A 26,387-nucleotide genomic window follows, 5' to 3' on the forward strand; every position below is an offset into this window, starting at 1 on the left:
CCGTGATGGCCGAGATCGTCAACACCGCGCAAGCCGAGGCGTGGAACGGATATGAAGGGGAACACTGGGCCGGCCATGTGGACCGATACGACGCGGTGAACGCCGGAATCAACGAACCGTTGCTCTCCGCCGCGCGGCTGACGGCAGGGGATCGGGTGCTCGATATCGGGTGCGGGAACGGGCAATTGACGCGGCTCGCGGCGCGGCGTGTCCGGACTGCCACCGGTGTCGATCTGTCCGGGCCGATGCTTGCCCGGGCTCGGCAGCTCGCCACGGAGCAGGGCGTGGACAACGTGTCGTTCCACCAGGGCGATGCGCAGGTGTTCGAGTTCGACCCGGGCTCGTTCGACGTGGCGCTGAGCCGCTACGGCATCATGTTCTTCGCCGACCCGGTCGCGGCCTTCGCCAATATCGCCCGGGCGCTGGTGCCCGGCGGCCGGCTCGCGATCGCCGTGCCGATTCTCGCGGGGTCGCAGGTCGGAGCCGTCTTCGCCGCGATCGCCACCCACTTGCCGGGATTCGGGATCGGGCACGGGTTCAGCGCTTTCGCCGATCCGGGGGCCACGGCGGAACTACTGGGTGCCGCCGGATTCACCGACGTCACCAACGAGCGGGTCGACACCGTCGGTGTCTGGGGTGCCGATGTCGCCGACGCCACCGAATTCATGCTCGGGTGGGGCCCCGTGCGATACCACCGGCAACGCAACGATTTCGCCACCGACGACGCGGTTCGCGCGGCGCTCGGTACCGCCCTGGCACCCTACGCCGGGGATGAGGCGATCCGGCTGCGCTCGGCCTCCCGGCTCATCACGGCCACGGTCGCACTACCGTAGGTTTCATGTCACCCAGACGGGCAGCGGCACTGCACGACCGCGACATTCCCGATCTCCGCGCTCATCTGATCGCGACCGCCGAGAAATTGTTCGCCGACCAGGGCAGTGCCGGGCTGACCGTCCGTGCCATCGCGCGGGCGGCCGGGGTGTCCGACGGGGTGCTCTACAACCATTTCGCGGACAAGGAGGAACTCCTCGCCGCCGCGCTGCGCGCCCACGTCGACTCGGTCGGCCGCGGCTTCGGACCGCTGCCTGCACCCGGCAGCGCCACCGTGGCGGAGAACCTGATGGTCTGCCTGCGGCAGGGCCTGGCCCTCCATCGGGCGGTGCTGCCCGTGTTCGCGGGTTTGCTCACCCAGCCGGCCGTCCTGGCCCGCTTCGCCGAAGCCGAAGGGCGGCAACGACTCTGGCGCGACGAACTGATCGATTATCTGCGCGCCGAACGCGAACTGGGCCGATTGGCGGCGGAAGCGGATGTCGAGGCGGCGGCTGCCGTGCTGGTGGGCATCTGTCACGACGAGGTGCTGTCGGCGCTGCTCGCCGGTGCGTCACATCCGGCCGACCCGCCGCCGCTCGAATCCGTCGTCGCGACCCTGCTGCGGGGGATCGCCCCGAACCGGCCGGAATCCACGCCCGGTGGAGCCGAGTGAGGCCGGCTTCGCGGGGCGCGCGTTACCCGGAGGGGTCGGGCGCTCAGTAGACCGGTCCGGTGTACTTCTCGCCCGGTCCCGCACCGGGTGCGTCCGGATGCGCCGACGATTCGCGGAACGCGCGCTGCAGCGACTGCAGGCCCTCGCGAATCGGTCCGGCGTGCGGGCCGAGGTATTCCACCGAGGCGGTCACCAGTCCCGCGAGCGCGGTGATGACGCGACGGGCCTCGTCGAGGTCGCGGCGCGGGCTGGAATCGGGGTCCTCGTCGGCCAGACCGAGCTTTTCGGCGGCCGAACTCATCAGCATCACCGCGGCCCGGCTGATCACCTCGACAGCGGGGATATCGGCCAGTTCCCGGACGTTCTCCGCCTCGTCGGACACGGTCGGGATGGGGTCGCCGGCATGCTCGCTCATATCCGTAGCATGTCATCGAGTTCGTGCCGACGGGTTGCGGGGGCGGCCGATTGGGAGTAGAGGCCCATCCGGTGTTAAAGTGGTCGGCGACGACCGCCCCGGTCCCGCGTTGGAACCGATCCAGCTCACCGGCTCGGGGCTGTAAGTGGAGCCCGACTCCCACCACCGGCCGGCCTGCGTGCCTGGCTCGATGGTCCGGTCACCCGCCGCGACGGCGGGTTCTCGTTCGGATTCGTCCGTGACGAGGTCGAGGTGGCAACCCGCGTGACGGGTGCCCGCGACGACCGGTCGACATTCGGGCCCCGTAGCGGTGAAATACCGCGACGGGGCTTTCGTGTTGGGTATGGGGTTGCAGTTGTTGCTCGCGGTCGTTGGATGACACCGCTTGACCTAGGAGGCCCCATCAGCACTGAGACCCGCATCAACGATCGCATCCGCGTGCCCGAGGTCCGACTCATCGGACCGGGGGGTGAGCAGGTGGGGATCGTGCGTGTTGAAGATGCACTACGCGTCGCCCAAGAGGCTGACCTCGACCTCGTCGAGGTCGCACCGGACGCGCGTCCACCGGTCTGCAAGATCATGGACTACGGCAAGTTCAAGTACGAGACCGCGCAGAAGGCGCGCGAGTCCCGCAAGAACCAGCAGCAGACCGTGATCAAGGAGCAGAAGCTCCGTCCGAAGATCGATGACCACGACTACGCGACCAAACGGGGACACGTGATGCGGTTCCTCGAGGCCGGGTCGAAGGTCAAGGTCACCATCATGTTCCGTGGTCGTGAGCAGTCGCGGCCCGAACTCGGTTTCCGGCTGCTGCAGCGGCTGGCCTCCGACGTCGCCGATCTCGGCTTCGTGGAGACCTCCGCCAAGCAGGACGGCCGGAACATGACGATGGTCCTCGCGCCTCACAAGGGTGCGAAGACCCGCGCGAAGGCGCAGACCGCCGCGCAGCAGAGCGCGCAGCGCGGTGCGGCGCCCGCTGGGGGCGACGCCACGGCCGGGACGGCGGCGCCCGCACCGGAAACCGAAGCGGCCAGCCCGCAGTAAACCGATACAGCCCGGCGGTATCGCAGGAATGCGATGCCGCCGGAACGAGACGAGATTGAGGAATCCATGCCGAAGATGAAGAGCCACAGCGGCACCTCGAAGCGATTCAAGGTGTCCGGTCGCGGCAAGCTGCTGCGCCAGCAGGCGAACCGTCGCCACCTGCTCGAGCACAAGCCGAGCCGCCGGACTCGTCGTCTGGACGGCACGGAGGTCGTCGCGCCCGCTGACGTGCGTCGCGTGAAGAAGCTGCTCGGTATCTGAGCGCACTCGCGCACCGTTCCCTCTCCCAACCTGTGGGCGCCGCCGCGCCCCTCGATCGAACAAGGACTGACCAGTGGCACGCGTCAAAAGGGCCGTCAACGCTCAGAAGAAGCGCCGTTCCGTGCTCGAGGCCTCCAAGGGCTACCGCGGGCAGCGCTCGCGGCTGTACCGCAAGGCCAAGGAACAGCAGCTGCACTCGCTCACCTACGCCTACCGCGACCGCCGGGCCCGCAAGGGTGACTTCCGCAAGCTGTGGATCGCGCGTATCAACGCCGCGGCTCGGCTGAACGACATCACCTACAACCGCTTCATCCAGGGCCTGAAGGCCGCGGGTGTCGAGGTCGACCGCAAGATCCTCGCCGAGCTCGCCGTCTCCGACGCCGAGGCGTTCGCCGGCCTGGTGGCGGTGGCCAAGGCCGCCCTGCCGGAGGATGTCAACGCTCCGGCCGCCTGAGCTGCGACCAGTTGACCAACACGTCGAAACGACCCGCGGAGCGCGGCTCCGACGACCGGACGAATCCGGAACTGTCGGAACGTAATCCGCGGGTCGTTTCCGCTGTCAAGCTGCACCGCTCCGCCGCTCGCCGCAAAACCGGCCGGTTCCTGGCCGAGGGCGCCAATTCCGTTGCCGCGGCGCTGGATACCGAGCGGGTCGAGGAGCTGTTCTATTCGCATCGCGCCGCCGAACGGGAACACGAGCTGGTGGCCACGGCCGCCGCGCTGGGCGTGCGTACCAGCCTCGTGAGTGAGCGGGCCGCCGAACATCTGGGGGAGACCGTCACGCCGCCGGGTTTGGTCGCGGTGTGCCGGCTCGTGGATGTGCCGCTGGAACAGGTGCTTTCGGGCACCGCGTCGCCGCAGGCACGCGATGCGGCGGAAAGCGGAGCGGCCCCGGCCCGGATGCTGGCGGTGCCGGTCGAGATGTCCGACCCGGGTAATGCGGGCACGTTGATTCGCGTGGCCGATGCCGTCGGCGCGAACGGTGTCGTGCTGGCCGGCGACTCGGTGGATCCGCACAACGGCAAATGTGTGCGCGCCTGCGCGGGCAGCCTCTTCCATGTGCCGATCGCGCGCGAGCGCGATATCGACACGGTCCTGACCGCGTTGCGCGACAACGACATCACCGTGCTCGCCACCACCGCGCGCGGCGAGGTCGATCTCGACGACGCCGACGAGCTGCTCCGCACCGCCGGTGAGTCCGGGGGCACCGCATGGCTTTTCGGTAACGAGGCGCACGGTCTGGACCCGGCGCTCGCCGCCCGCGCCGATCATCGCATCCGAATCCCCATCCGCGGCCGCGCGGAAAGCCTCAACCTGGCGGCGGCCGCCGCGATCTGTCTCTACGCCGACGCGCGCGTGCGTCATCGCCGATAGCACCCGGTCGGGTGGGGGCTTCTCGGGATCGCCGGCGATTTCTCCGCCCGGCTCGCGGCGGCCGGCAGTCCGCGCTCCCGCGCGGCGGCCACGGTGTCCGGTCCACCACGCATGCTGTGCCGACCGGTGCGACACGGCGACAAGTAGCGAATACGACTGTGGGCGCCGGACATTCCTGCCCGGCGCCCACTCGTGTGCCGATCAGTCCCGCGGGTGCGCCAACTCGATCACATGGTCGTCGTCGGTGCCCGCGGCCAGGGTGAGTGTGGAGGTGGTCGCCGGGTAACCGGCCGCCACCACCGTGTAGTCGCCGACCGCCAGATCGGCGAACCGGTAGCTGCCATCCGCGCCGGTGGTGGTGCTGTCGAGCACCGCACCCCCGGCATCGATGAGGGTCACCCGGGCATCGCGCAGCGGACCGTGGGCGCCGTGCACGACACCGCGCAGCTGGGCGCCGCGGGAGAGCACCACGTCGAGTTGGGTGATGCCCTGCCCGGAGACTTCCGCCGGTACCGCCACCGGCTGGAATGTGGCGGCGTTGACCGCGACGGTCACCGGTCCGGGCACGAGGTCGGTCAGCGCGTAGTCACCCTCGGGTCCCGACGCACCTGCCGCCAGGACGTCGCCGCGGCTGTCGGTGACGATCACCAGCGCATCGGCCACCGGCGTCCCGTCGTCGGCCGCCCGCACGGTACCGGCCAGACCGCTCATCCCGCTCAGTCGCACATCGTGTTCCAGCGGCCGCGCGGCTACGGTGACCGTCGTGGCCTGCGGCTGGAAGCCGTCGGCCGAGGCGATCAGCACATACGAACCGGGTTCCGGTGCGTCGAGCGCGTAGTGTCCGTCGCCGCGGGCGATGGTGCGGCCGATCTGGCGCCCGGTGGGGGAGATCAGGGTGAGCGCCGCGCGCGTCACCGGCGTGCCGTCGCCGGACCGGACGCGGCCGTGCACCGTGATCCCGGTGCTCACGAACTCCTCCGGTACCAGGCCGGACGCGTCTTCGGCCATGACCTGGGCCGGCAGCACCGGCTCCGAGGAGGACTCGGCGACCTGTGCCAGTGCGCCGGTGGTGCGCAGGGCGACCTCCTTGATGAACAGGGTCAGCAGGAACGCGACCAGTGCGATGGGCGCGGCGAACAGGAACACATCGGCGATGCCGTGGCCGTAGCCGTCCTCGACGATCGTGCGGACCGGGCCGGGCAGCGCGGCGAGGTCCGGGATCTGGCTGCCGCCACCCATGCTCTGTGCCGCGGCCGGGCCGAGATGACTCAGGCCGTCGCTGATGTAGTCCTTGACCCGCTCGGCCATCACCGCGCCCAGTGCCGACACCCCGATCGCGCCGCCCAGGCTGCGGAAGAAGGTGACCAGTGAACTCGCCGCGCCCAGTTCGTGCGGCGCCACTTGGTTCTGCGTGCACAGCACCAGGTTCTGCATCGTCATACCGATGCCCAGGCCCATCATCGCCATGTAGAGCGCGACCAGCCAGTAGTCGGTGTCGTAGCGGATGGTGCCGAGCAGGCCCAGCCCGGCGGTCACCAGGAATCCGCCGCTGACCAGCCACGCCTTCCACCGGCCGGTCCGGGTGATGATCTGGCCCGACACCGTCGAGGAGATGAACAGGCCGCCGATCATCGGGATGGTCATGATGCCCGACATCGTCGGCGATTCACCGCGTGCGAGCTGGAAGTACTGGCTGAAGAACACGGTGCCCGCGAACATCGCCACACCGATGAACAGCGAGGCCGCCGAGGCCAGGCTGATGGTGCGGTTGGCGAACAGGTGCATCGGCACGATCGGCTCGGCGGCCCGCAGCTCGACGAAGACGAACGCCACCGCCAGCACCACCGCGCCGAGCACCATCGCCAGCGTCTGCCAGGACAGCCACGCGTACTTGTCGCCGGCGAAGGTGACCCACACCAGCAGCAGGCAGACCGCGGCCGTCACCAGGAAGGCGCCGAGCCAGTCGACCTTCACCTCCCGCTTGGTGACGGGCAGGCGCAGCGTGCGCTGCAGCACGACCAGCGCGACCACGGCGAACGGGACGCCGACATAGAAGCACCAGCGCCAGCCCAGCCAGCTGGTATCGGTGATGACCCCGCCGAGCAGCGGGCCGCCGACGGTCGCGACCGCGAAGACCGCGCCCAGATAGCCGCTGTAGCGGCCGCGTTCGCGCGGCGAGATCATCGCCGCCATCACGATCTGGGCGAGGGCGGACAACCCGCCCGCGCCGATGCCCTGCACCGCGCGACAGGCGATCAGCATGCCCGGATTCTGGGACAGACCCGCGACGACCGAACCTGCCACGTAGATCAGGAGGGCGATCTGGACGAGGGCCTTCTTGCTGAAGAGATCGGCGAGTTTGCCCCACAGCGGGGTGGTGGCCGTCATCGCGAGCAGGGACGCGGTGACGACCCAGGTGTAGGCGGACTGTCCGCCGCCGAGGGTGCCGATGATCTTCGGCAGCGCGTTGGTGACGATCGTCGAGGAGATGATCGCGACGAACATGCCCAGCAGCAGGCCGGAGAGGGCCTCCATGATCTGCCGGTGCGTCATCGGCGCCGCGTCGCCCGAATCCGGGGATCTGCGCGCGACGTCGTTCGCGGAGGTGGTTGCCATCGTTCTCTTTCGGAAGCGGTCGATGCGGCGGCCGGGTCGGCTGCGCCGCATCAAGACGTGTTCGGGGACTTATCAAACAAGTTGATTAACGAAAGTAACTATAATCCGGTGAGAACGCCGCGCAAAGGCCGAACGGCCGGTGTGTTCGATCACATCCGGTCGGAACGGGTGAAACGGACGGTCAGTCGTCCCGAAGGCAGGCGTTGATCTCCTCGGCCCATCGGGGTGTCCGCACCGCGTCGGGGCCGATCACCTGCATGGCCGTCATGACGGTGATGAGCATGCCCGTGGCCATGAATTGCCGGGCATCGTCGGTGTCGGCGCCGGTCAGTTCGCGCACCAGGTCGTAGATGCGGCCGAACCGCTCGCGCACGTGGTCGCCGATCGCGGGATCGGCACTGGCGGAGAAGCCGTGCAGCATGATCAGCGGCAGTTCCCGCTCGGCGAGGAACACCTCGTAACCCTTGCCGAGCGCCTGCAAGGCTTCCTGCGGCGTCGCATTCGCCGGGGCATCGGCGCGGGCAGCGCGGAAGACCTCTTCGATCCGTCCGCAGGCCCGGTTGACCGCGGCGACGAACAGGCGCTCCTTGGTTCCGAACAGCCGGATCACGTACGGCTGCGATACTCCGGCGAGCCGGGCGATCTCATCGGTTTTCGTTGCGGCGTAGCCACTTTCGGCGAAGGCGTGGACGGCGGCCGCGAGTACCTGCTCGCTGCGCTCGGCCGCGGTCAGGCGGGTGCGGGTCGAGTCCGCCATGGTCCTCCTCGCAATCGTCGGGAACGGTCACCGTAGCGCGGCGGCGGGCGGATCGAGGCCGGCGCCGGCGCCTGTTGACATGTTATCAGCGGATGCATACTGTGACTCACATCAAGTTATCAGTCGATAACAACAAAGGATTCGCAATGACCACCATCACCCTCGACACGCCACCTCGCGCCGGGAGTTCCGCACCCGGTCGGCGCCCGCTCGCGGCGATCCTCGCCGCCGTCGGCATCCCGATGTTCATGGTCACCCTGGACAACCTGGTCGTGACCAACGCCTTACCGGTGATCCGGACCGAACTCGGCGCATCCCTCGCCGACCTGCAATGGTTCGTCAACGCCTACACTCTGTCCTTCGCATCGCTGCTGCTCACCGCCGCCGCGCTCGGCGACCGGTTCGGGCGGCGCCGGGTCTATCTCGCGGGCATCGCCCTGTTCACGCTGGCCTCGGCCGCCTGCGCGCTGGCGACCGAACCGTGGATGCTCATCGCCGCCCGGGCCATCCAGGGCTTCGGCGGCGCCGCGGTGATGCCGTTGTCGTTGACCCTGCTGGCGAATGCGGTGCCGGTCGCCAAGCGCAGTGCCGCGATCGGAATCTGGGGCGGCATTTCCGGCCTCGGCATCGCGGTCGGACCCGTGGTCGGCGGCCTGGTCGTCGACGGACTGAGCTGGCAGTGGATCTTCTGGCTCAACGTGCCCATCGGAGTGCTGGCACTGCCGTTCGTGGCACGCACGCTGAGCGAATCCTTCGGTGGCGGAAAGCGTTTGGATCCGCTCGGACTGGTGCTGTCCGCCGGTGGTGTGCTGTCGCTCGTCTGGGGCGTGGTGCACGGCGCCGACGACGGCTGGACTTCCGGACCGGTGCCGGCCACCCTGATCGGTGGGGCCGTGGCCCTGGTGGCGTTCATCGGCTGGGAGCTGCGCACAGCGGCGCCGATGCTGCCGATGCGGTTGTTCCGCTCGCGGGCGTTCGGGGTGATGAACGTCTCGGCGTTCGCGTTCGCGGTGGGCGTCTTCGGCTCGATCTTCCTGCTGGCGCAGTTCTTCCAGGTCGTGCAGGGCTACTCGCCGCTGGCAGCCGGGGTGCGGACCCTGCCGTGGACGATGGCGCCGATGGTGGTCGCACCGCTGGCGGGGCTGGTGGTCGATCGGGTCGGGGCGCGCACGCTCATCGTCGCGGGTCAGGTCTTGCAGGCGGCGGCGCTGGCCTGGATCGCAGCGTTGCTCTCGGCGGACACGTCCTACAGCGCGGTCATCGGACCGTTCGTCCTCGCTGGTGTCGGGATGGGCCTGACCTTCGCTCCCGGCTCGACCGTCGTGATGGCCAGCGTCGCACCCGGCGACCAGGGCGTGGCCTCGGGCACCAACAACACGATCCGCGAGGTCGGCGTGGCGATGGGGGTGGCGGTGCTGGCATCGATCTTCGCCTCCTACGGCTCCTATCTCAGCCCGGCAGATTTCGTCGCCGGGATGGTGCCGGCGATCCGGGTGGGAGCGGTGATCGTGGCGCTCGGTGCGTGCGCCACCCTGCTGCTGCCGCGCCGGATCACGCGGTCGAGTAGAGCCGTCGGCTCGACGCTGGTGACGGCCACCGTCGCAGCGGCCAGGAGGCGCACTGCCCGGATGTCCGGGCGGTGCGCCGGCTGCGTCGATCACCTCGACGTCCCGGGCGCCACGCCGTCCTCGTCGCGGCTGCCGAGACGGTGATGCCGGTGTTCGAGGCGTGGCCCCGCCTTTCGATTGCCGGAAATCTCCGTGCGGGCGGGCTGCTGTCATCACCTACTATCCGACCGGCGACAATATAGTTTCGATGCCGACTGGATAGCATCAATACTCAGATGACGCGTCGCGACATTGTCCGGAGCGACCGCCCAGGACCCGTACCAGCCCAGGGGAGAGACGAACCATCGTGGCCGACGAGAAGGATGCAGCCGAGCAGTCAGCGACGCCGGCGGAGGCGCTCAGCGAAGAGGCTCTCTCCGCTGCTGCCGCCGCCGCGGAGAAGGCGTTCGCCGCGGCGGCCGACCTGGATGCGCTCGCCGCCGCCAAGACCGAGCACATGGGCGGCAAATCGCCGATCGCGCTGGCCCAGCGGGCGATGGGCAGCCTGCCCAAACAGGACAAGGCCGATGCCGGTAAGCGGGTGAACGTGGCCCGCGGCCGTGTCGCGGAGGCATTCGAGGCCCGCCGCGCCCAGCTGCTCGCCGAACGCGACGCCGCGGTCCTGGTCGCCGAAACCATCGATGTCACGCTGCCGGCGCGCCGCGGCCCGATCGGCGCGCGGCACCCCATCACGGTGATCTCCGAGCAGATCGAGGACGTGTTCGTCGGGATGGGCTGGGAGGTCGCGGAGGGCCCCGAGGTCGAGACCGAACACTTCAACTTCGACGCGCTGAACTTCCTGCCCGACCACCCGGCCCGCACGATGCAGGACACGTTCCACGTCGCGCCGTACGTGCCGGCGTCCGAGGCGGGAGCCTCGGGGGCACGCTCCGTCGCCGATCCGGACGCGGAAGGCTCCCGCCAGGTCCTGCGCACCCATACCTCGCCGGTGCAGGTGCGTTCGATGCTGTCGCGCGAGCTGCCGATCTACGTGGTGTGCCCGGGCCGCACCTTCCGCACCGACGAACTGGACGCCACCCATACCCCGGTCTTCTCCCAGGTCGAGGGCCTGGCGGTGGACAAGGGGCTGACCATGGCGCATCTGCGCGGCACGCTGGACGCCTTCGCGCGGGCGCTGTTCGGTCCGGAGACGCGAACTCGGATGCGGCCCAACTACTTCCCGTTCACCGAGCCCTCCGCCGAGGTCGACGTGTGGTTCCCGGACAAGAAGGGCGGCGCCGGCTGGGTCGAGTGGGGCGGCTGCGGCATGGTCAACCCGAAGGTGCTCGTCGCCAGCGGAATCGATCCCGAGGTCTACAGCGGATTCGCCTTCGGTATGGGACTCGAGCGCACCCTGCAGTTCCGCAACGGCATTCCGGATATGCGCGACATCGTCGAGGGCGATGTCCGCTTCACGCTGCCGTTCGGCATCCGCGCCTGAGTCCGGCCGACACCCCCCAACCCGAGAACCTTCTTACGAGGAAGCGAAACGTCAAGTGCGAGTAGCGCAGTCCTGGCTGACCGAAACCCTGCGGCGGACCACTCCCGACTGGTCGCTGACGCCCGAGGAACTCGACGCCGGTTTCGTCCGCGTGGGCCTCGAGGTCGAGGAACTCGACACGCTGCAGCCGGTGACCGGCGATATCGAGCATCCGCTGGTGGTCGGCCGGGTCGCCGAGATCACCGAGCTGACCGAGTTCAAGAAGCCGATCCGCTTCTGCAAGGTCGATGTCGGCAAGCCGGAACTGCAGGAGATCATCTGCGGCGCACGCAATTTCGCGGTCGGTGACCTCGTCGTGGTAGTGCTGCCGGGCGGGGTACTGCCCGGCGGATTCCGGATCACCTCGCGTAAGACCTACGGGCACGTGTCCAACGGCATGATCTGCTCGGTCGCCGAACTCGGGATCGGTAAGGACCACTCGGGCATTCTGGTGCTGGAGCCGGGCACCGCCGAACCGGGCGCTGATGCCAACGAACTGCTGGGCCTCGACGATACGGTGGTCGAACTCAACATCACCCCGGACCGCGGTTACTGCTTCTCGGTGCGCGGCCTGGCCCGCGAACTGGCCTGCGGTTTCGACCTCGACTACGCCGATCCGGCGGTCCGCACCCTGCCCGACGACGAGGCCGATGCCTATGCCGTCACGGTGGAACCGGAATCCGGTTGCACCCGCTTCGCCGTTCGGAAGGTGACCGGCGTCGACCCGAACGCGGTGAGCCCCTGGTGGTTACAGCGCCGCCTGCTGCTGGCGGGCGTGCGCCCGATCTCACCGGCGGTCGACGTGACCAACTACGTCATGCTCGAACTCGGACAGCCCCTGCACGCCTTCGACGCCGCGAAAGTGACCGGCCCGCTGGTGGTTCGGCGCGCCCACACCGGGGAGACGCTGCGCACCCTCGACGATGTCGAGCGGGTGCTGAACGCCGAGGACGTCGTCATCACCGACGATTCGGGCGTGATCTCGCTGGCCGGCGTCATGGGCGGTGCGAGCACCGAAGTCGGTGCGGCCACCACCGACGTACTGCTGGAGGCGGCCACCTGGAATCCGCTCGCGGTCTATCGCACCGCGCGCCGGCACAAGCTGGTCTCGGAGGCCGGCAAGCGCTACGAGCGCGTGGTGGACCCGGAGATCAATGTCGCCGCGCTGGATCGGGCTGCCACCCTGCTGGCCGAAATCGCCGGTGGCACAGTCGAAGCCGCGTTGACCGACGTCCGGTTGCCGGTGCCCGCCGTGGAACCGATCCGGATGGACATCGATCTGGCCGATCGGACCGCCGGTGTGGTCTACCCGACCGGCACCTCGGCGCGGCGGCTCGCGCAGATCGGCTGTGCGGTCGAGGTGAGCGTGAGCGAGACCGGGCACGGTCAGCTGGTCGTGACCCCGCCGAGCTGGCGCCCGGACCTGGCGCAGCCCGCCGATCTAGTGGAGGAGGTGCTGCGGCTGGAGGGACTCGAGCAGATTCCCTCGGTACTGCCGACCGCCCCCGCCGGCCGCGGCTTGACCCCGGTGCAGCGTCGTCGCCGAGCCGTCAGCCGCGCGCTCGCCTTCGCCGGCTGCGTCGAGGTGCCCGCGCCGATCTTCATGACCGCCGGTGTCTTCGACACCTGGGGCCTCGACGAGGACGATCCGCGGCGCAACACCCTGCGCGTGCTCAACCCCCTCGATGTGGAGAAGGCGGAGCTGGCGACGACGCTGTTGCCCGCGTTGCTGGAGGTCGCCGCCCGCAACATCTCCCGCGGCGAACGCGATCTGTCGATCTACGGCATCGCGCAGGTCGTGCTGCCCGGTCCGAATACGCACGGCGTCGCCGCGCTCCCGGTCGACCGGCGGCCCAGCGACGAGCAGATCCGGGAACTGATCGACTCGCTCCCCGACCAGCCCGTGCACGTGGCCGCAGTTCTCACCGGCCGCCGGGAGCCGCGCGGACCGTGGGGTCCGGGCCGGGCCGCCGAGGCCGCCGACGCCTTCGCCCTGGCCGATGCCGTCGCCGATGCCGCGGGTGTCACGATCGAGCGCCGGGCCGCGGCCTATCTGCCGTTCCACCCCGGCCGCTGCGCGGAACTGCTGGTCGACGGCACCGTGGTCGGACACGCCGGAGAGTTGCACCCGGCGGTCCTCGAACGCAGCGGGTTGCCGCCGCGAACCTGCGCGTTGGAATTGGATCTGGACGCCCTGCCGCTGCGCGAATCCCGGCCGGCCCCCGTGGTTTCCGCCTTCCCGGCGGTACTGCAGGACGTGTCGGTGAGCGTCGAGAAGTCGGTGGGTGCGGCGCAGGTGGAGTCCGCACTCCGCACCGGCGCGGGTGAGCTGCTCGAGGACATCGCGCTGTTCGATGTGTACGAGGGCGCCCAGGCGGGCGAGGGCCGCAAATCGCTCACCTACGCCCTGCGGTTCCGCGCCACCGACCGCACCTTGACCGAGGACGAGGCCAGCGCGGCGCGGGATGCCGCGGTCGCCGCGGCGGCCGATGCGGTGGGAGCCGTGCTGCGCGGCTGACGACCGGGCTACGCGTAGATCTCGCCCGGCCACATCTCGCCGGTGATCATGCCCCGGGTCCGCATCTCCTCGAGCCGGGCCTGGGCCGCGGCGATCTCGGCGCCGCGAATGCCGTGGAGATCGCCGACCACCGCCGCCAATCGCTGCGGCGTCGCCTGTTCGACGGCGCGCATCGTGTTCTCGCTCAACGGTTGGTACTGGAACTCCTTGACGAACGGCGACACCAGCTGCAGACCTTTCACGGGACGCGGGAAGGTCATGCGGTTGTCGTAGCCGGTGAGGTCGCCGGCGGGTGTGGCGCCGTGGTTCACATCCCGGTCGACCGCGCCGACGGTGTAATCGAGCACCGCCATCTGTTCGCGCTGTTCCGGGTGATACCGCTCGAGCGGCTGTGGTGGGCTGAGCCCGGGCACGAATTCCTGGCCGGACCCCGGGCCCAGCGGTCCGGAGATCCGGCCGGTCGGCGGGATCCGTCCGAATTCGAACAGCCGGTCCGCGCGGTAGGTGCCGATATCGCGTGAGGTCCGGGACCGAGGGTCGCTGGGAAAGCCCTTGAAACTGTAGGTCGAATCGCGCGACTCCGGTTTGTAGATGTACTTCTTTCCGTCGTCGCCGTCGACCAGGAAGGTGTTCCCGCGCCGGTCCCCGTGCGGCGTCATATTCCGGTACTGCTGGCCGAGCAGCCGATTCTCCGGCACCGTCAGCTCGCTCTTGAACCGGATGAGATCCTCGCCCGCGGCGATGTCCGCCTTGTCGAACACGCCGCCGGACAACTGATCAGGCGGGCATTCTCGGCGAGGAAGTTCGCCGCGGCACGCCCCTCCAAACCGAGATCGTCGACGGCCCGTTTGGCAATCCGCTCCAGGGCCTGTGCGATCGCGCGATTCACAGGAGCGATCGTAGAATGCCGGACGGGGCCATGACGCTGTGCCGGCGTGGTCGTCGGCGGTAGGAAGGTGATATGCGACATCCGGCCGAGGGCGTACTCAATGCGCTGACCTTTCATCCCGAGCGGCGGATCACCATGACGCCGGCGCAGTTCGGTCTCGAGTACGAGGATCTCTGGCTCACCGCCGCCGACGGCGCCCGGATCAATGCCTGGTTCGTGCGGGCGGAGCAGCCGGTTGCACATGTCCTCTACGCGCACGGCAACGGCGGCAATATCGGTGACCGCTCGCCGATCCTGGCCCTGCTGGCCGCCGCCGGGCTCGACGTGCTGACCTTCGACTACCGCGGGTACGGCCGCAGTCCCGGCCGGCCGAGCGAACGCGGTCTGTACCTGGACGCCCGTGCCGCCCGCGCGGCGTTGTCGGAGCAGCCCGGGGTGGATCCGAAACGGGTTGTCTACCTTGGTAAATCGCTCGGCGGCGCGGTGGTGACCGAGTTGGCCACCGAGTATCCGCCCGCCGCGATGATTCTCATGTCGACGTTCACCGGTCTGCGCGACGCGGCCCGCGCGGTCTATCCGTTCATCCCGAAACCCTTGGTGCCGAACGCGTTTCCGACGCTGCGACGGATCCGGGACGTGCACGTGCCGACCTTCGTCATGCACGGTGACGCCGACGAACTGCTCCCGGTGGCGATGGGCCGGGCGCTGTATGCGGCGGCGCCCGGACCGAAGCGGCTGCTGATCTATCCGAAGGCCGGCCACAACACGCTGGTCTCCATTCCCGGCTGGTCCGGCACCGTATCGGCGTGGGTTCGCGATGTTCTCGCCGGGGTCGCGCCGGTGTCCGGCGACTGAAAGCGGCCCGAGCGCCGCGGCGATGCGTAGCCTGGGAGCATGTCCGAAACCGGTGATATGGCGGCCCTGCTCGCTGCGCTGCAGGATGCGGATCTGCTCGAGGTCGTGGCGACCGCGACCACGGGCCGGCCCGGGCTGGAGAAGTTGCATCTGACCGCGGTCGAACTGGCGTCGCGCGACACTCGTACCGCACCCGTGCCGGATGTGAGTTCCGACACTCCGGGTGCGGCTGCCGCCGTCCCGCCGCCGATCTCCGGCGGATTCGGGCAGGTCGCGGTGGGGTCAGGGGTGCCGCTGCCGCCGGAGGGGTTCGGCGTGCCCGGTGGATACTCCGAATCCGGAGTCCCTACTTTCGAGTCAGTTCGCGATAAGGTCGAGCAGCGCTACGGCACCGCGCAGGGGATGAGCGAACTCGATCGGCAGACACCGGCGGGCCGCAGCGCCGACGAACAATGGCAGGCGCGGGAGAAGGCCGCGCGGGACCGCCTGGACGAGATCCGGAAGTCGATACACGGCGACGACGTGTGATTCCGCCTGGTCCGGGGCCCGGACAGGTGAAGGGGAACCGATGACCGCAGCACAGGACATCGCCGCGAAACTGCTCGACGCGCAGGTGGACTATCTGCTCGCGGAGGTGACGGGAGATCGGTTCGCCGAGGTCGTCGCCCGCGATGTCGACGATGTGCTGGCGGTCGCCGACACCATCGTCTTCCGCGATGTGGTCTCGGTCGACGACGCTCGGCAGACGGTGCACACCGTTGTGAACCGCATCGGCGGCAGCCCCGTACTGCAGGATTCGGTGGCGGTTTTCGCCGACGCCATCTACGACAACATCGCCGAGAACAACGACTACACCCTCGGCGACGTGGTGGACCGCGAGCCGGTGGAAGCGTTGCTGGAGAAGATCTTCGGCATGCACCAGGCCCAGGAACGCATCCTGGAGCGATTGACCGAGAGCCCGCTCGTCGCGACCGCGGCCTCGAAATTCGTCGACAAGCTGATCGACGATTTCATGGAGTCGAACCGGCAGATGGCGAGCAAGGTGCCGGGTGTCGGATCGCTGGTGTCGTTCGGCACCAACGCGGCCAAGTCCGCCCGCAGGGCCGCCGAGAAGGCCAGCAGCGGGACCTTCATCGGCGATATGGCCGGCAAGGGTGCGATGTTCGCGCTCAAACGCACCAACAACGCGATCCGGGAAATGCTGCGCGACGCGCCCGTGCACGGCGCGGCGATGGAGTTCTGGGACCTGCACGCCGGCGAGCCGGTCAGCGGCCTGCGCGACTACCTGACCCAGGCCGATCTGCGCGAGCTCGCCCTGCTGGTGCATCGCATCGTCGTCACCACCCGCGACAAGGAGTACGTGGGTGTGTTGCTCGACGAGTGCGTGGACGTGTTCTTCGCCAAGTACGGTGACCACACCCTCGGTGCGCTGCTGCCCGAACTCGGTCTGTCCGCCGACGACATCCGGACCGAGATTCTGCGCTACGGCCCGGCGGTGGTCGAGGCGGCGAAGCGAAACGGCGTGCTCGCCAAGCTGATTCGCGAACGCCTGGAACCGTTCTACACCTCCGAGCCGGTGCTGGCCATCCTGGCCGACGCCGCGTCGTAGCCGCCGGATCGAAGGAGCCCCGCGAGCCGCGCGAGCTGGCCGGTGAATTCGGTGGGGTCGAGCGCGGCGATCCGCAGGAGAATGTGCTCGGCACCGGCGCGGGCGTAGCGATCGAGTTGTGCCGCAAGGTATTCGGGTGTGCCGGTCAGCAGCACCTGGATCGCTTCGACCGTCTCGACCGGCATCGCGTAGGTTGCCCGCGTGTAGCGTTCGAGCGCCGAAAGGCCCACTTCGGGGTCGTCGGATACGTAGACGGTCGCGAAAAGCGCAGGCGTCACCGATGATTCGCCGCGCCCGGCCGCGACGGCAGCGGCGCGAACGGTGGCGAGCCCTTCGCTGTAGGTGTTCACTTCCGGCGGGTAGGGGAGCCAGCCGTCGTAGTGGCGCCCGGTGCGGGCCAGCGCGGCGGGGGTGATCCCGGTGGCCCAGATCGGCGGTCCGCCCGGTCGGTCCGGCTGCGGCACCTCCGGCAGCCAGTCGTAGTGCAGCACCCTGCCGTGGAAGGGGGCGGTATCGCCGGACCACAGCCGCCGCCACAGTGCGACCGTCTCGTCGAGATGGGTGAAGCGGGTCCGGTAGTCGACGCCGACCAGGTCGAATTCGGCCCGGCTGAGCTCCGGGAACCCGGCGCCGACGCCGAGGATCAGCCGACCGGAGGCGAGCTGATCCAGCGAGGCCAGGGTGGCCGCGGCGTGCACCGGATGCCGGTAGGCCGGCATCAGCGCGGCGGTGCCGAGCGTGATCCGCTCGGTCATGGCCGCGGCGGCGGCCAGGATCGTCAACGGTTCGATGCGGGCCCGGCTCAGCGAGTCGCCCAGCCATACCGAATCGAAGCCCATACCCTCGGCGGTTGCCGCCAGGTCTGCCAGCCCTCGGGCCGCGCCGCCACGCTCCAACTGCGCCACTCCGCCGGGGAGGAGGAGGCCGTATCGAATGTCGTTCACGCCCAGCAGTCTTCGCGTGGCGGCCGGGTAGGGACAATTCCCTGGCGGGTATCGCCGGGTGTCGGCATCGCGCGCTCGACGTCCGGCGGACGTACCGGTACGACGGTTCGAACACGGCGAATTCGCAGCTTCCTATTCAGTTCGCGTTTCCTAACTGGTTTGAAATGGCGGTAAATGGGGTAAAGTCGGTCGTTTTGTGAGAACCAACCGCACGGTATTTCGATATCTTCCCAGTCCTGGCCGCAACGGTTTACGGCAGTACGTTGTTTGAAGTTTCAAAGTTGTCCACCGGAAGGTCCGGTCATGAGTACAGACCACCGGCCCGTCGAATTGTCGGCTCTGGCCGCAGCGTTGCACACCGAGCAGGACGGCTATCGAAAGTCGTTACGCAGCCGCCAGTTGCAGATGATCGCGATCGGCGGGGTGATCGGCACCGGACTCTTCCTCGGTGCCGGCGGACGTCTCGCCGGCGCAGGTCCGGGGCTGTTTCTGGTCTACGCGGTCTGCGGCGTGTTCGTCTACTTCGTACTGCGGGCACTCGGGGAGTTGGTGCTGTATCGGCCCTCGTCCGGCTCCTTCGTTTCCTACGCGCGCGAATTCTATGGCGAGAAGCTGGCATTCGCCGTCGGTTGGATGTATTTCTTTCACTGGTGTATGACCGGCATTGTCGACATCACCGCGATCGCGACGTATGTCCGATATTGGAATGCCTTCACGGGGGTGCCACACTGGGTCATCGCACTGGTCGCGCTGGTTGCGGTCGTGGGCACGAATTTGATCTCGGTGCGCTGGTTCGGCGAACTCGAATTCTGGGTGGCGCTGGTGAAAGTCGTCGCCCTCGTCGGGTTCCTGGTCGTGGGCTCGGTCTTTCTGGCCGGCCGATTCGTCATCCGGGGAGAGCCCACCGGGCCGAGCGTGCTCGCTCATCACGGCGGCTTGTTCCCGACCGGCGTGCTGCCGCTCGTCACGGTGACCACCGGTGTCGTATTCGCTTACGCGGCAGTGGAATTGGTCGGTATCGCGGCCGGGGAGACGGAAAACCCGCACGAGGTGATGCCGCGCGCCATCAATTCGGTCATCGCCCGCATCGGGGTGTTCTATGTCGGTTCGCTCGTCCTGCTCGGACTGTTGTTGCCCTACACGGCCTTTCGTGAGGGCGAGAGCCCGTTCGTCACCTTCTTCGCCCGTATCGGTGTCCCAGCCGCCGGATCGATGATGAATCTGATCGTGCTCACCGCCGCGTTCTCCAGCCTCAACGCCGGCCTGTATTCGACCGGCCGCATTCTGCGTTCGATGTCGGCGAACGGCAGCGCCCCCGCGGTGGCCGCCCGGATGTCGCGCACCGGCGTGCCCTACGTCGGAATTCTGGCCACCGGCGCGATCGCGCTGATCGGCGTCGGGCTCGAAGCGATCGTGCCGGACCAGGCCTTCGAGATCGTGCTGAACGTCTCCGCCCTCGGCACGATCATGTCCTGGATGGTGGTCCTGCTCTGCCAGCTGCGGTTGTGGCGACGCTGGTGGGACGGTATTTCCCACCGGCCCGCCTACCGCATGATCGGCGCACCCTACACCGGCATCGCCACCCTCGTATTCCTCGCCGGCGTAATCGTGCTGATGGCATGCAGCGGCGACGCGATTCAACGCTGGGCGGTCGTGGCCACGGTCGGGGTGATGGGACCGGTGCTGGTCGGGGGATGGTTCCTGACGCGCCGAAAGGTCTTGCGCATCGCGGCCATCCGACACGACCACACCGGGCAGTTCCCGGTGGTCGCCGAGCGACCGTGGCCCGGGCGGCCCGCGGAGCCGGAAGTGATCGTGATGGACCGACAGCAATTCGGCGCGCGCAGTGAGGGACATCGCTGACGCGGCGGGATGCGGCTCGCCCGTGCCGCCCCGGAGAGGCACAGTCGACCGGCGGATGGCGTCCGCGCTGTCGTGCGTGCGGAAAGGCCGCCGGGTAGGGTCTCGGAAATGCCGATCCTGTTCGACACCAGCGGGTTACAGCAGACCGGTCCGGATATCTGGGACTCGCCGCGGACGGGTGATCGGGTGATCCGCCAATACACCCCCGGAGTCCCGACGATCCCCGCTCCGCTGGAAGATCTGCCGGCTCTGCGGCGCGAGCTCGCCGAAGCCAGTGCCGAGCGGGGCTGTCTGATCGAAGCGCACGTCGTTTCCTTCGCGGACCTGCCGGCGCTGGTGCGTTTCGAGAAGGTACCGCATTGGAACCGGCCGCACGGCCTGATCTACACCGCCTCGATCATCGTGCCGAGAGCGACCGGCGCTGCATCGTTGCTCGTGCTGTGCGCCGAGAACGGCCCCACCGGATACCGCGACGTCACGGTCGCGGCCAGAACGGGAATCGACGCCGCCCATCCGCCGCACCCGTACGCACCCGATCGTGCGAGTGCCCTGCCCTACAGCGCGGCCGATGACGCTCGGTGGGACCCCGAGTTCCCCGATCACGCGCTGACCCGTGCCCGTCGATGGTTCGCCGAGCTCGCCCGCACTGCGCGCCTCGATCCGCACTTCGCGGCGCTGCCACCGTTCACCGGCCCGATTCCGGATTTCCCGGGTATGACCCCGCTGAGCGATCCGCCACCGTCCTGGCTTCGGTAGGCCCGAACGGCGGGACGTCGGTCCTGGCGCGGCGTGACAGCCTGTGCCGCAAAGGGTTTCGGGCGGCCGTCCGCGCAGCGGTTGCGCCGACGGTCGGGCGCGGTCGAGACCGCGCGGGTGCGAACCGTCCGTCTCGGCCGCGGAAGCAGCGCTGCGGCGGCCGAGGTTCGGCTCCACGTCCGAGACCGTTTCCGCGCCGGTACGCCCGGTAGTATCCGGAGCGATCGCGAATCTGTTTCATCCGGTAAGCGAGCTTCGGCTCGGGGCGACGGTGGCGTGCCGCCGCCGATCACAGCGGTGGAGGAGAGCGGATGGCGAAAACGAATGTGGCCGATCAATTCGTGCACGTTCTCGTGCAGGCCGGAGTACGGCGGATCTACGGTGTGGTGGGCGACAGCCTCAACCCGATCGTCGACGCGGTGCGCCGCACCCCGGACATCGAATGGGTGCATGTGCGCAACGAGGAAGCCGCCGCCTTCGCCGCGGCGGCCGAGGCGCAACTCACCGGCCGCCTGGCCGTCTGCGCCGGCAGTTGCGGCCCAGGGAACACGCACCTCATCCAGGGCCTCTACGACGCCCATCGCACCGGTGCGCCGGTCCTGGCGCTGGCCTCCCACATCCCGTCCGATCAGATCGGCACCCAGTTCTTTCAGGAGACGCACCCGGAACGACTCTTCGTCGAATGCAGCGGCTACTGCGAAATGATCAGCCGGCCCGAGCAGATGCCACGCATGCTCCGGATCGCGATCCAGCACGCCCTGGCGCGCAACGAGGTGGCGGTGGTGGTGCTGCCGGGCGATGTCGCGCAGTTGGACGCCGCGCACCCGACCGGCGAAACGAGCCTCGTCGCCGAACTCGGCCGCGTCGTACCCCCGCCCGATCAGGTGCGGGCGCTCGCCGACGCCCTGAATGCGGCGCGAACCGTCACCCTGTTCTGCGGCGCCGGTGCGCGGGACGCGCACGCGGAGGTGATGCGGCTCGCGGAGCTGGTGCACGCACCCATCGGGCACAGCCTGCGCGGTAAGGAATGGATCCAGTTCGACAACCCCTACGACGTGGGAATGAGCGGCCTGCTCGGCTACGGCGCCTGCTACCAGGCCATGCACGACGCCGATCTCGTCGTCCTGGTCGGCACCGACTTTCCCTACGACGAATTCCTGCCCGGAGCCCGCACCGTGCAGATCGACCACGATGCCGCCCGGCTCGGCCGTCGCACACCGCTGCAACTGGCCGTGCACGGCGACGTCCGGGAAACTCTGCGCGCGGTTCTGCCCCTGGTGGAACAGAAACCGGACCGTGAATTCCTGGACCGCATGCTCGCCGAGCACTGCCGGCTGCTCGAGCAGGTGGTCGCGGCCTACACTCGAAATGTCGCCGACCACAAGCCGATTCACCCCGAATACGCCGCCGACATCCTCGACGAACTCGCAGCCGACGATGCGATCTTCACCGTCGACACCGGCATGTGCAATGTGTGGGCGGCCCGCTATCTGACCCCGAACGGCCGCCGCCGGGTGATCGGGTCGTTCCTGCACGGCACGATGGCCAACGCGCTGCCGCATGCGATCGGGGCGCAATTCGCCTATCCGGGCCGGCAGGTGATCTCGATGTCCGGCGACGGCGGGCTGGGCATGCTGATGGGCGAACTGCTCACCGTCGCGCTGCACCGGCTGCCGGTCAAGATCGTGGTCTTCGACAATGCGTCGTTGGGGATGGTACGACTGGAAATGCTGGTGGACGGGCTGCCGAATTTCGAAACCGACCATGCGCCGGTCGATTTCGCCGCCGTCGCCCGAGCCGCCGGTATCCACGGCGTCCGGGTCACCGAGCCGTCCGATATTCGCGCGGCCCTGGCCGAGGCGCTGGCGCATCCGGGCCCCGCGCTCGTCGACCTGGTGACGGATCCGAACGCGTTGTCCCTGCCGCCGCACATCACCGCCGCGCAGGTTCGCGGCTTCGCGCTGGCCGCCAGCAAGATCGTGCTGACCGGTGGGGTGGGCCGCATGATCGATATGGCCCGATCCAATCTGCGCAACGTGCCGCGCTGACGTCGTCCGCGGGGCACGCGCCCGGCGGCGCTCAGGCGTACCGCTCGCGGAGTTTGCCCTTGACCAGCTTGCCCGTCGGGGTGCGGGGCAGTTCGTCGGCGAAGTCGACGCTGCGCGGCACCTTGTAGTGGGCGATGCGCGCACGCAGGAAGTCGCGGAGCCGTTGTGCCAGTTCGGGTCCGGGTTCGGCGCCCGGTGCGGGCTGGACGATCGCTTTCACCGATTCGCCCATCTCTTCGTCGGGCACGCCGATCACCGCCACATCGAGAACGTCGGGGTGCAGCGCCAGCGCATCCTCGATCTCCTGCGGATAGATGTTCACCCCGCCGGAGATGATCATGAATGCCTTGCGATCGGTCAGGAACAGATAGCCGTCGGTGTCGAGGTAGCCGATATCGCCGGTCGTGGTCCAGGTCGGATGGTCCGGATGGATCGCCTTCGCCGTCTTCTCCGGATCGTTGTGATAGTCGAACGGGACTTCCTCGCGCTCGAAATAGACGGTGCCGATCTCGCCCGCGGGCAGCTCGCGCCCGTCGTCGGCGCAGATGCGAATGGTGCCCAGCCCCGCCCGGCCGACCGAGCCGGGTTTGCGCAACCACTGCTCGCTGTCGATGAAGGTGGCGCCGTTTCCCTCGGTCGAGGCGTAGTACTCGTGCAGCACCGGGCCCCACCAGTCGATCATCGCCCGCTTCACCTCCACCGGGCACGGCGCGGCGGCGTGGACGGCGACGCGCATACTCGAGACGTCGTAACGGGCCCGCACGCTCTCGTCGAGTTTCAGCATCCGCACGAACATCGTCGGCACCCATTGACTGTGGGTGACGCGATAGCGCTCGATCGCGGCCAGCGCCCGTTCGGCGTCGAACCGTTCCATCACGACCACGGTTCCGCCGAGGGCGTGCACCACACCGCCGAACCGCAACGGCGCGGCGTGGTAGAGCGGCGCCGGCGAGAGGTACACGGTGTCGGTATCGAAACCGTAGAGCGGGCCGAAGACGGCGGTGTAGGTGTCCCCCGGTGGATCGCCGACCTGCCGGTCCGGCAGTGGATGTTCGATGCCCTTCGGGCGTCCCGTGGTGCCCGACGAGTACAACATGTCGGCACCCCGCGGCTGATCGGGCAGCGGTGCGGAAGACGATGCGGCCAAAGCCTTTTCATACGAGTCGTACCCTGCGACCTCACCACCGAACGCCAGCCCGATCTCGACGCCCGGGGTCTGCGTCGTCACCTGGGTGGCGACCTGCGCCAGTTCCGCCGACACGATCAGCGCGCGGGCCCCGCAATCGTTGACGATGTAGCTGATCTCGTCGGCCGACAGATGCCGGTTGACGGCCGTGATGTAAAGCCCGGATCGCAGCGCGGCCCAGTACACCTCGTACACCTCGAGCACGTTGCCGGACAGCAGTGCGATGTGATCGCCACGCCGCAATCCCGCCTCGCGCAGATGGCGAGCCAGGCGCACGGAGTTGTCCTCCAGCTCGCGATAGGTCAGCGCCGTCCCGCTCTCGGCCAGGACAACCGCCGGTTTATCAGGGAAACGATCGACATGTGCACCGGGATACACAGCACTCCTCCACACCGCGGCCGACGGCCGCACCGCGCCCGCCGGTCGATCCGGGGCCTGCCGCGCCGCTGCGATCCGGCCCCGCCGGAACACCGTTCCGGCGAGCGCGACGATAGCGGAAAGTGAACGACAATTCTGCAGTAATCGGCAAATTGCCATGAGGTGTGCCGGTGCGTGATCGCCTCCCGGCCACGGGCGGCGAGCGATCCGGTTGCGTTGCGCAGGGCAGTGCTGGCGGGCCCTGATCCGGCTCGGCGCCGATGAGAAGCGGGTGGGCGATGAATGGCAGTTCGCCCACCGCGCCCGGTCTGCGGCGTCGTCCGATGCCCAGGTTTTTCGGGGCATAACAGCCGGACCGCTGATTCGATAATCGGGTAGAGCCCATCGCGAAACAGGAGGTTTCCATGCGTATCAGGCGTTTCTGGGCCATTGCCGCCGGTGCCGCGGTGGCAGCGGCCGCCATGGTCGGCTTCGCCGTTCCCGCGCAAGCGGATTCGGCCGGCGCGGACCTCGAGGTGTACACCTACTGCGGCGGTGCGCTGCCGGGATTGCCTCCCCAGCTGAGCGTCATCATCCGCAATATCGGTGACGCGCCGGCGCAGAACGTGACGGTCGACTACTGGACGCCGTTCGGTCCGGCCGGTTCGCGCTCGGAATCCGTTGTGGCGCCGGGACAGATCATCAACTACCCGATCGGCACGGCGCGCACACTGGAACTCGTCACCGCGCGGGTGCGCAGCGCGACACCGGACGTCAACGTCGCGAACAATGTGGTGGTGGACCCGATGTACTGCACCGTGTCGTTCTGAGTTGCGGCGACGCCGGTGTCGGTCTCGGGCCGCCGTCCGCGGCACAGTGCCGGAGCGCGCGCTCCTGACTGCCCGTCACGAGTGGCGCGGCGCTCGCCGGTCCGCGACTGCATCGCGACAGTTCGGTGAGTGCGCGGCGCGGATCGCGCTCGCTTAGGCTGAGCCGCACGCGATGTCGACAAGGGGAGCGCCGACCGATGAATCCGTACCCGCCCGGATATTCCGCAGTACCACCGCCGGCCTGGGGTGCGCCGCCGAACTACCCTGGCGTTCAGCAGTTTTCGCGGCCCGGGCCGGCGCGGAACCGCAGCGCTGCCGACATCGTCGCCGGTGTCGGTTTGATGGTCGCCGCGATCGTCAGTGCGGCGCATTCGATATGGGGGATGTTCGGCCGGGGTGGCGGCTACTCCGTCTTCGAATACGGGATGGGCGTCGTCTTGATCCCGTTCTGGGTGGTCTGTCTCGTCGCACTGGTCGGCGGCATCGGGTTGTCGGTCGCCGGGTCCGGATCGATGCGACTGCGTACCGTCGCATCGTTGGGAGCGGGACCGCTGCTTCTCACGGTGGCCCAGCATGTTGTCGCGCTCTTCTTCGACTCCTACCTGCGATGGTCGGACAACGGCAATTGGCTGGTGATCCCGACAGCCGTCGCCGTCCTCGCCGCGGTGGGAGGTTTGGTCGCGGGAAGGCCCGGGACGTCCGCAGGCCCGGCGTACCCGCCGCTGCCTGCGGGTTTCGCCCCGTACCCGGGCATGTCTGGCCACCCCGGCGCGCCCGCCGCCCCGCCCGGTTACCCGGTCCACCCCGGCCCGGCGGCGCCCCAGTCCTCGACGCCCCAGTCCTGGCCGCAACATCCCGGCCTGGCCGCTCCCGATGCGTCACCCTTGTCCGGCCCCAGTGGGACGCAGCGGCCGGAGCCGAGTACGCCGCAGCACTGACACCGGTTCGGGTGGTCGCTCTTCGGAGCCCACCGCGTCCCCTGGCGGTGCCGCGACTGCCCACGCGCACCGGGATCGGATCGGTGACGCAACGGATCGTGCGAACCCCGGCGATTCCGGCGGTTCTCCCGCATGCCCGCAGAGGTGTGCACGAATCGTTCCGGCCTGCCGCTTCGAGGGCTGACTGCGATAGCGGAACAGGCGTCCCCGACAGGTGGGCGAGGACGCGATGTCCATTGGTGAGTTCGACGGCGAATCCCGCATCCCGCAGACATTCCACGACGTGCCCGTGTACCTCGATGGCCGCCTGCTTCATCCCCACACCAACTCCACGGCATTGCTCGAATATTCGGCGCCGATGCTCGCGAACAGGGCGGCGGCAGTGGTGTCGGCTTCGTCGATTTCGGCCGAGTCCCAGGGTTTCCCGGCGTGATGGAGTGACGTCAGTGCGCACCTGAGCAGGGCTCCGGCGATGCCGCGGCGCCGCGCGTCGGCCCGCACCGTTTCTGCCCCACTGTGAGAAGGGCGGACAATACTGCTCCGACAGCTGTTGTGGT

At 68.7% G+C, this 26,387-nt stretch carries 24 protein-coding genes and 1 pseudogene; 17 read left to right on the forward strand and 8 right to left on the reverse strand.

Going from position 1 to position 26,387, the window contains the following annotated elements; all coding sequences use genetic code 11:
* Window positions 1–5 precede the first annotated feature (5 nt).
* The gene (locus tag ON37_RS09630) at window positions 6–833 is read left to right on the forward strand and encodes a class I SAM-dependent methyltransferase (protein WP_040718575.1); all 828 of its coding nucleotides are present in this window, start codon (window positions 6–8) and stop codon (window positions 831–833) included.
* A 5-nt stretch (window positions 834–838) separates the two neighbouring features.
* A complete protein-coding gene (locus ON37_RS09635; protein ID WP_051031394.1) occupies window positions 839–1,483 on the forward strand; it encodes a TetR/AcrR family transcriptional regulator in 645 nt (214 codons plus the stop codon).
* A gap of 43 nt (window positions 1,484–1,526) precedes the next feature.
* Here ON37_RS09635 and ON37_RS09640 read toward each other — a convergent pair whose 3' ends face one another.
* A complete protein-coding gene (locus ON37_RS09640) occupies window positions 1,527–1,898 on the reverse strand; it encodes a DUF1844 domain-containing protein (RefSeq protein ID WP_051031395.1) in 372 nt (123 codons plus the stop codon).
* A gap of 375 nt (window positions 1,899–2,273) precedes the next feature.
* Here ON37_RS09640 and infC point away from each other — a divergent pair, with 375 nt between their 5' ends.
* The 4 genes from infC (at window position 2,274) to ON37_RS09660 (ending at window position 4,577) form a co-directional block, all read left to right on the forward strand.
* Window positions 2,274–2,942: a translation initiation factor IF-3 gene (gene infC / locus ON37_RS09645; RefSeq protein ID WP_040718521.1), complete on the forward strand. Its 669-nt coding sequence runs from the start codon at window positions 2,274–2,276 to the stop codon at window positions 2,940–2,942.
* A 66-nt stretch (window positions 2,943–3,008) separates the two neighbouring features.
* Complete coding sequence (gene rpmI / locus ON37_RS09650; RefSeq protein WP_040718578.1) at window positions 3,009–3,203, forward strand: 50S ribosomal protein L35; 195 nt, start codon at window positions 3,009–3,011, stop codon at window positions 3,201–3,203.
* Window positions 3,204–3,276: 73 nt separating this feature from the next.
* Window positions 3,277–3,657 (forward strand): 50S ribosomal protein L20, encoded by a 381-nt coding sequence (gene rplT / locus ON37_RS09655; RefSeq protein WP_025348785.1) that lies wholly within the window; start codon window positions 3,277–3,279, stop codon window positions 3,655–3,657.
* A gap of 71 nt (window positions 3,658–3,728) precedes the next feature.
* Window positions 3,729–4,577 carry a TrmH family RNA methyltransferase gene (locus ON37_RS09660; RefSeq protein WP_040718579.1) on the forward strand — a complete coding sequence of 283 codons (849 nt, stop codon included), beginning with the start codon at window positions 3,729–3,731 and terminating at the stop codon, window positions 4,575–4,577.
* Between the two features lie 201 nt (window positions 4,578–4,778).
* On the opposite strand, the gene ON37_RS09665 is transcribed toward ON37_RS09660, so the two are convergent.
* Window positions 4,779–7,193, reverse strand: a complete 2,415-nt coding sequence (locus ON37_RS09665; RefSeq protein ID WP_040718522.1) for an MFS transporter — start codon at window positions 7,191–7,193, stop codon at window positions 4,779–4,781.
* A gap of 181 nt (window positions 7,194–7,374) precedes the next feature.
* A complete protein-coding gene (locus ON37_RS09670; RefSeq protein ID WP_040718523.1) occupies window positions 7,375–7,950 on the reverse strand; it encodes a TetR/AcrR family transcriptional regulator in 576 nt (191 codons plus the stop codon).
* A gap of 146 nt (window positions 7,951–8,096) precedes the next feature.
* Here ON37_RS09670 and ON37_RS09675 point away from each other — a divergent pair, with 146 nt between their 5' ends.
* The 3 genes from ON37_RS09675 (at window position 8,097) to pheT (ending at window position 13,555) form a co-directional block, all read left to right on the forward strand.
* Window positions 8,097–9,662, forward strand: coding sequence for a DHA2 family efflux MFS transporter permease subunit (locus ON37_RS09675; RefSeq protein ID WP_083892856.1), 1,566 nt, complete (start codon window positions 8,097–8,099; stop codon window positions 9,660–9,662).
* Window positions 9,663–9,864: 202 nt separating this feature from the next.
* On the forward strand, window positions 9,865–10,998 hold the full coding sequence (pheS, locus tag ON37_RS09680; RefSeq protein ID WP_040718525.1) for a phenylalanine--tRNA ligase subunit alpha: 1,134 nt from the start codon (window positions 9,865–9,867) through the stop codon (window positions 10,996–10,998).
* Between the two features lie 55 nt (window positions 10,999–11,053).
* Window positions 11,054–13,555, forward strand: a complete 2,502-nt coding sequence (pheT, locus tag ON37_RS09685) for a phenylalanine--tRNA ligase subunit beta (protein ID WP_040718526.1) — start codon at window positions 11,054–11,056, stop codon at window positions 13,553–13,555.
* A gap of 8 nt (window positions 13,556–13,563) precedes the next feature.
* On the opposite strand, the gene ON37_RS09690 is transcribed toward pheT, so the two are convergent.
* Complete coding sequence (locus tag ON37_RS09690; RefSeq protein WP_040718527.1) at window positions 13,564–14,316, reverse strand: hypothetical protein; 753 nt, start codon at window positions 14,314–14,316, stop codon at window positions 13,564–13,566.
* Between the two features lie 200 nt (window positions 14,317–14,516).
* Between ON37_RS09690 and ON37_RS09695 the strand changes: the two genes are divergently transcribed.
* Genes ON37_RS09695 through ON37_RS09705 form a run of 3 tightly spaced genes read left to right on the forward strand, consistent with a single transcriptional unit; the run spans window position 14,517 to window position 16,908 of the window.
* Window positions 14,517–15,299, forward strand: a complete 783-nt coding sequence (locus tag ON37_RS09695; RefSeq protein ID WP_040718528.1) for an alpha/beta hydrolase — start codon at window positions 14,517–14,519, stop codon at window positions 15,297–15,299.
* Between the two features lie 39 nt (window positions 15,300–15,338).
* On the forward strand, window positions 15,339–15,827 hold the full coding sequence (locus tag ON37_RS32370) for a PspA/IM30 family protein (protein WP_040718529.1): 489 nt from the start codon (window positions 15,339–15,341) through the stop codon (window positions 15,825–15,827).
* Between the two features lie 40 nt (window positions 15,828–15,867).
* On the forward strand, window positions 15,868–16,908 hold the full coding sequence (locus ON37_RS09705) for a hypothetical protein (RefSeq protein ID WP_040718531.1): 1,041 nt from the start codon (window positions 15,868–15,870) through the stop codon (window positions 16,906–16,908).
* Here ON37_RS09705 and ON37_RS09710 read toward each other — a convergent pair.
* Complete coding sequence (locus tag ON37_RS09710; protein ID WP_210741934.1) at window positions 16,860–17,852, reverse strand: LLM class flavin-dependent oxidoreductase; 993 nt, start codon at window positions 17,850–17,852, stop codon at window positions 16,860–16,862. The genes ON37_RS09705 and ON37_RS09710 overlap by 49 nt on opposite strands.
* Before the next feature lie 303 nt (window positions 17,853–18,155).
* Between ON37_RS09710 and ON37_RS09715 the strand changes: the two genes are divergently transcribed.
* The 3 genes from ON37_RS09715 (at window position 18,156) to ON37_RS09725 (ending at window position 22,519) form a co-directional block, all read left to right on the forward strand.
* Window positions 18,156–19,715: an amino acid permease gene (locus ON37_RS09715; RefSeq protein WP_051031396.1), complete on the forward strand. Its 1,560-nt coding sequence runs from the start codon at window positions 18,156–18,158 to the stop codon at window positions 19,713–19,715.
* Between the two features lie 108 nt (window positions 19,716–19,823).
* Window positions 19,824–20,471, forward strand: a complete 648-nt coding sequence (locus ON37_RS09720) for a hypothetical protein (RefSeq protein WP_051031397.1) — start codon at window positions 19,824–19,826, stop codon at window positions 20,469–20,471.
* Window positions 20,472–20,782: 311 nt separating this feature from the next.
* On the forward strand, window positions 20,783–22,519 hold the full coding sequence (locus ON37_RS09725) for a pyruvate dehydrogenase (protein WP_040718532.1): 1,737 nt from the start codon (window positions 20,783–20,785) through the stop codon (window positions 22,517–22,519).
* Window positions 22,520–22,550: 31 nt separating this feature from the next.
* Here ON37_RS09725 and ON37_RS09730 read toward each other — a convergent pair whose 3' ends face one another.
* Entirely contained in the window at window positions 22,551–24,083 is a 1,533-nt protein-coding gene (locus ON37_RS09730) for an acyl-CoA synthetase (RefSeq protein WP_040718584.1), read from the reverse strand.
* A gap of 404 nt (window positions 24,084–24,487) precedes the next feature.
* Here ON37_RS09730 and ON37_RS09735 point away from each other — a divergent pair, with 404 nt between their 5' ends.
* Together ON37_RS09735 and ON37_RS32835 are read left to right on the forward strand one after the other, a co-directional pair.
* On the forward strand, window positions 24,488–24,892 hold the full coding sequence (locus tag ON37_RS09735; protein WP_040718534.1) for a hypothetical protein: 405 nt from the start codon (window positions 24,488–24,490) through the stop codon (window positions 24,890–24,892).
* Between the two features lie 197 nt (window positions 24,893–25,089).
* Window positions 25,090–25,830, forward strand: a complete 741-nt coding sequence (locus tag ON37_RS32835; protein ID WP_040718535.1) for a hypothetical protein — start codon at window positions 25,090–25,092, stop codon at window positions 25,828–25,830.
* Window positions 25,831–26,035: 205 nt separating this feature from the next.
* Here ON37_RS32835 and ON37_RS34055 read toward each other — a convergent pair.
* Window positions 26,036–26,146, reverse strand: a pseudogene (locus tag ON37_RS34055) (translation initiation factor IF-1); the annotation flags it as partial.
* On the reverse strand, window positions 26,143–26,331 hold the full coding sequence (locus ON37_RS34060; protein WP_040718537.1) for an N-acetyltransferase: 189 nt from the start codon (window positions 26,329–26,331) through the stop codon (window positions 26,143–26,145). The pseudogene ON37_RS34055 and the gene ON37_RS34060, both read right to left, overlap by 4 nt.
* Between the last annotated feature and the right edge of the window lie 56 nt (window positions 26,332–26,387).

Origin of the sequence: Nocardia veterana NBRC 100344 (genome assembly GCF_000308855.1) — a bacterium.
Lineage (GTDB): Bacteria > Actinomycetota > Actinomycetes > Mycobacteriales > Mycobacteriaceae > Nocardia > Nocardia veterana.